At 70.4% G+C, this 4,636-nt stretch carries 4 protein-coding genes; all 4 read right to left on the minus strand.

What is annotated here, in order from left to right:
- Positions 1–34: 34 nt before the first annotated feature.
- Positions 35–1,060: a ferrochelatase gene (hemH, locus tag TA90_RS02480; protein ID WP_043534445.1), complete on the minus strand. Its 1,026-nt coding sequence runs from the start codon at positions 1,058–1,060 to the stop codon at positions 35–37.
- Positions 1,061–1,651: 591 nt separating this feature from the next.
- Positions 1,652–2,311, minus strand: a complete 660-nt coding sequence (locus TA90_RS02485; RefSeq protein ID WP_043534446.1) for an ABC transporter ATP-binding protein — start codon at positions 2,309–2,311, stop codon at positions 1,652–1,654.
- 11 nt (positions 2,312–2,322) lie between these two features.
- Complete coding sequence (locus tag TA90_RS02490; RefSeq protein ID WP_043534447.1) at positions 2,323–3,864, minus strand: ABC transporter permease; 1,542 nt, start codon at positions 3,862–3,864, stop codon at positions 2,323–2,325.
- A gap of 192 nt (positions 3,865–4,056) precedes the next feature.
- On the minus strand, positions 4,057–4,557 hold the full coding sequence (locus TA90_RS02495; protein WP_043534448.1) for a glutathione peroxidase: 501 nt from the start codon (positions 4,555–4,557) through the stop codon (positions 4,057–4,059).
- Positions 4,558–4,636: the final 79 nt, after the last annotated feature.

Below are 4,636 nucleotides of genomic sequence, written 5' to 3' on the forward strand. Positions count from 1 at the left end.
AGGCAGAGCGGTGCGCGCAGATCGGTGCCGGGGGTCAGGCGACCCAGCCGGACAGGCCGCGGCGGGCCTGCTCCTCCAGGGTGGCGACGCAACCGGCGGATTCGTTCGCCCAGGGGACGTAGTGGTACTCCTGCCCGCCCGCTTCCAGGAAGGTCTCGCGGTTGAGGATGTTGATCTCCTCCAGGGTCTCCAGGCAGTCGGCCATGAACCCGGGGCAGATGACGTCCACGCGGCGGGTGCCCCCACGTCCGAGTTCGCCCATGGTGTCGATGGTGGCCGGGCCGATCCACTCGGCGGGACCGAAGACCGACTGGAATCGCACGAGCAGGCCGCCCTCGTCGACACCGAGGCGTTCCCGCAACAGGCGCGCGGTCGTCTCGCACTCGGAACGGTAGGGGTCGCCGGCGTCGTGCATGGCACGCGGGATCGAGTGGAAGCTGGTGACCAGGCGGTCCCCGGCGGCGAAGTCCGGGCGGCCCTGCTCGGCCCAGTGGCCCTCGAGGGCGCGGGCGAGGGCCTCCACGTAGACGGGCGAGTCGGGGAAGGAGCGCACGGTGCGCACCTCGAGCTGGTCGCGGGCCTGCAGTGTCCAGCGGGCGACCTCGTCGATGACGGTCCCCGCGGAGGAGGCGGCGTACTGCGGGTAGGCGGGCAGCACCAGCACCCGGCGCACGCCCTGGTCGTACAGGTCGGTGAGCACGTCACGCAGGGCGGGCTCCCCGTAGCGCATCGCCACCCGGACCCGGACGTCCTCGCCGAGCGCGTCCTGGAGGTCCTCCACCTGGCGGCGCGACCAGTGCATGAGGGGGGAACCCTCCGGCATCCAGATCGAGGCGTACTTGCGCGCCGAGTCGCGTGGGCGCACTCGCAGGATGATGCCCTCGAGGACGGGGCGCCACAGCAGCGGATGGGTCTCGATGACCCGACGGTCGGAGAGGAACTCCCGCAGGAAGGGACGCACGGCCTTCGCGGTGGGTGCCTCGGGGGTGCCGAGGTTGACGAGCACCACTGCGGCGCCCGCGGTCGGGGCAGGGGTGCCGACGGCGGGGGCGGTGGTCACCGCGCTGCTGGCTGTCGGCCCCGGCGCCGCGGCCCCCGGGGTGGGGACGTCCTCCCGCGCGGGCGTCGTCGACGAGGGCGACACCGTGTCGTGCTGACGTTCTGACACTTCGATTGACTCCGTCACGTCCTCCACCCTAACGGCCGCGGGAGTGGCGGGCCGACCATCCCATGCCACCCCTGCCGGGAACGATGGTGGCCACGCCGCGACCGGCTGGTCGGGCAATCCTTCGGTGCCACCACGCCTGTTCAGTGGATCGACCCGTGTCACGACTGCCTGGGCGGACGTCCTTCCTGGCACCGGTGCCTGTTCGGTCGCTCGTTCCGTGCCGCAAGTGCCTGGATGGACGACCCTCCTGCCACGACTGCCTGTTCGGTCGACCATCCCATGCCACAACTACCTATTCGGTCGAGCATTCTGCGCCACAACTGCCCAGATGGACGACGCTCCTTGCACCACTGCCTGTCCGGTGGCACGGGGTCGCCACAAGGGGCACTCCCGACCCACAGACGAAGGACCGGGTGCAGGGGTGGTCGGACCACCCCTGCACCCGGTCAACCCCGACACCCGGTCCGCGCCGGGGACGGGGACTCAGGACAGGTGACCGGAGGTCATCGTGATCCTGCGCTGGGCCCTCTTCGCCACGGCGGAGTCGTGGGTGACGACGATCATCGTGAATCCCAGCCGCCTCCAGTGCTCCTCGAGGAGGTCCATCACCTCGTCGCGCATCTTCTCGTCCAGGTTGCCGGTGGGCTCGTCGGCCAGGATCACCCGGGGCTGCTTGACGAGCGCACGCGCGATCGCGACGCGCTGTTGCTGTCCGCCGGAGAGCTCGCCGGGCAGGTGGTCCTCGCGGCCCTGCAACCCCACCTCGGCCAGGGCCTCCATGGCACGCCCGCGTCTCTCGTCGCCCGTGACCTTCAGGGGGACCAGACCCGCCTCGACGTTCTCCCTCGCGGTGAGGGTGTTCACCAGGTTGAAGCCCTGGAAGACGATGCCCAGGTCCTTCGCCCGGAACTTGGTGAGCTGAGACTCCGACATCCGCGTGATGTCGGTCCCCTCGAAGTCGACGGTGCCGGAGTCCGGGCGGTCCAGGCCGCCGAGCATCTGGAGCAGGGTCGACTTGCCACCACCCGTGTTGCCCCTGATGGCCAGGAACTGCCCGTCAGGGACCTCCAGGCTGACGCCGTCCAGGGCGGTCACCGTGCGCGAGGTCCTGTAGGTCTTCGTGACGTCCTTCAACTGGTACATGTCGTTCCTCCTCAGTCCACACTCCGCAGCGCCGCTGCGGGACGGAGCTTGCTGACCTTGATCGCGCCGGCTCCTCCGGCGACCACACCTCCGAGGAGGCTCGCGCCCACTCCCAGCCCGACCGCGGTGAGCGACGGGTCGAGGTGCAGCGTGGTCGTGGTGCTGGTGGCCGACGCCGTGACAGCACCTGGGCCCGCAGCGTCCCCGGGGGCACCGCCTCCGGTGGGAGCGGAGCCCGTGTCCGTGCTGCCGGGCGCGCCCTGACCGGTGGTGGGCATCCCGCCCGTCGCACCGGCGGAACCACCCAACGTGATTCCCGCGGCATTGATGCCGATCACCGCCGCGACACCGAGGGCGAGCCCCACGACACCACCGATCACGGCCTGGACGAGGGTCTCGGCGACCACATTGCCCAGGACACGGGTGTTCGACCACCCGATCGCCTTGAGGGTCCCGAGCTCACGGGTCCTGCGGGTCACCGAGGAGATCGTGAAGAGGCTGGCCAGGAGGAAGGCGAGGGCGAGGATGCCGATCGTCAGCCACTTGCCGAACCCACTGATCCAGGAGGCCGCGGAGGACAGCGAACCCGACACGGTGCTGGCGAGGTCGGACTGGGTGGAGACCGTCTCGTCGGGGAGGGCGGTGGCCAGTGCGTCGGCCAGGGTGTCCACGTCGTCGGCGCTGGCGGCCTTCACGTAGATCGTGGTCACCGCTCCGTCCTCGTCGGCCAGCGTCTGGGCGACCGAGAGCGGCACGTAGATGTCGGAGGCACTCTGGGAGGACTCCTCGGAGAGGATGCCCACGACCGTGGCGGTCGTGTCGGTGCCCAGGGTGACGGTGTCGCCGACCGCGATGGAGCTGTCGGAGGCGTAGGTCGCGGAGATGACGGCGGAGTCCGTGTCGTCCGCGCTCAGGAGCGCTCCGCTGGAGACGGTCATGTCGCTCAGGGGACCGACGTCGGTGGCACTCGGGTCGACACCCATGATGGTGGTCTGGTCGAGGTCGAAGGAACCTCCGCCGAAGCCGCCGGGGGCACCGCCACCCTGCCCGGGACCGCCCTGGCCGCCCTGGTCCTGGGAGTCCGTCCCGGAGGAGTCAGTCCCGGAGGACTCCTGCTGCTGGATGGTCCCCGAGAAGTCGGTCTGGGTGAGGGAGAGGGTGGCCGTCGCCGCGCTCACACCCGATGTGGCGCTGACGGTGTCGAGGACGGTGGAGTCCATGGTCTGGGTCCCACGGGCGACACTCACCTGCGTGGACGAGATGTCCGTGCTGCCGTCGGCGCCGGTCTGACCGGCCTCCGGGCCGAACTGCATGCCCCCGCCGCCACTCTCGGCGTCCCCACTCTGTGCGTCCCCGCGCGTCGGCGAGGACGTGATGGTGAGGTCCGTCCCGACGCCGTAGACCGCCTGGAGCACTGAATTCTGTGCCGCGGCGATGCCGTTCGATGCGGCGGAGATGACCAGGACGGCCGCAACCGCCAGGGCCATTCCGATGCTGATGATCGCCGTCTGGCGCTTGCGCCGGGTGATGCCCCGGCGGACGTACTCGAACATTCTTCTCCTCAGATGCTGTCCGACCCGCTGCGCGATGACGCTATGGGCGCGAGGTCGTGGCCAGCCCTGAGAAGGCTGTGGGTGGGCTGTGAAGGTGGGGACGCCCTCGTCCGCGCCGCACTCACGGCACGACGCGTGGCACCGGCCCGGCATCCCGTGCGGGCACGGTCCGAACCGAGGGGGTGTGGCGGCTCAGCGCGGGAGGTTGGCCTCGATGAGCGCGATGATGGCGGGGTCGTCGGGCTTGGTGGTGGGGCGGAAACGGTGGACGGAGCCGTCGGGGAGTACGAGGAACTTCTCGAAGTTCCACCGCACGCGCCCGTTGTGCCCCTTGGGGTCCTTCGCCTGCTTGAGCACGGTGTAGAGCGGGTGCTCGCCGCGCCCGTTGACCTTGAGACGCGCGAGCACCGGGAAGGTCACGCCGTAGGTCGTGGAGCAGAACGTCCTGACCTCCTCGTCGGTGCCGAGTTCCTGGCGGAACTGGTTCGAGGGGAAGCCGAGGACCGTGAACCCTCGGTCCGCGTAGCGTCGTTGCAGTTCCTCGAGGGTCTCGTACTGGGGCGCGAGGCCGCAGCGCGAGGCGACGTTGACCACCATGACGACGTCCCCGGCCCACCGGCCGAGCGTCTCGGTGGTCCCCTGCATCGTCTCGAAGGGGATCGATCTCAGGTCAGCGGTTCCCGTGGCAGCCATGGGACAATCGTCCGCCCGATGCCGCTCCCCCGCGCGGGCTGGGGCAGTGCTGGGTGGGCAGGCGCAGCGCCGCCGCGCC

The sequence above is a fragment of the Actinomyces polynesiensis genome (genome assembly GCF_000820725.1).
GTDB lineage: Bacteria > Actinomycetota > Actinomycetes > Actinomycetales > Actinomycetaceae > Pauljensenia > Pauljensenia polynesiensis.